We start from the raw sequence: 526 nt of genomic DNA, 5'->3' as shown, positions 1-526 counted from the left end.
AGACGGAAGTCCTGCTCTATACGGTACTTGCCCTTGTTGGCTTCATCCTTGCGAGCTTCCAGACGGGTCTTCGTATCAGTAAGCAGCAGCTTTCCATCCTTCGAAAGGAAGCGGATTTCGCCAGTCTGCTGATTCAGTTCAACGGAAATAAAACTAGAATTGATTTTTACAATATCACCGTTTTCCTGTATTTGACCGCCCTTCATCTGCTGAGGTTTCAAGATGACAGAATAGCTTTTCTTCTGAACAGGAGCACCAAGTCCGGCATCAGATTTCAAGATGCGGACGATGGATGGAGAATAGAATTCGATGGTTACATTCTGCTGAGCCACCTGACGGGTGATAGACTTGGCAGCCGCACCTTTCTGGGTGCCTGCCACCTTTACATTCTTGGCGCTGAGTTCACTTGGAACGCCAACGACAGCGATGCCCAAAAGGGCAATGAGAGATAAATTCTTTAGCATACTTCTGTTTATTTTATTAGAGGGTTTATGATTGGGACGCTTCTCGATTGTCAAATCATCAT

1 protein-coding gene is annotated in these 526 nt (G+C 45.8%); it reads right to left on the bottom strand.

All coding sequences use genetic code 11. The annotated features are described in order from the left end of the window. Window positions 1–526 (bottom strand): alpha-glucosidase domain-containing protein (locus D4A39_RS19125; protein ID WP_199699488.1); only part of this gene is annotated, 526 nt, incomplete at both ends.

Origin of the sequence: Alcanivorax profundi (assembly GCF_003597125.1) — a bacterium.
Taxonomy (GTDB): domain Bacteria; phylum Pseudomonadota; class Gammaproteobacteria; order Pseudomonadales; family Alcanivoracaceae; genus Alcanivorax; species Alcanivorax profundi.
Note: the sequence above shows the minus strand (reverse complement) of the source record. Positions and strands in the feature narration are given on the sequence as shown.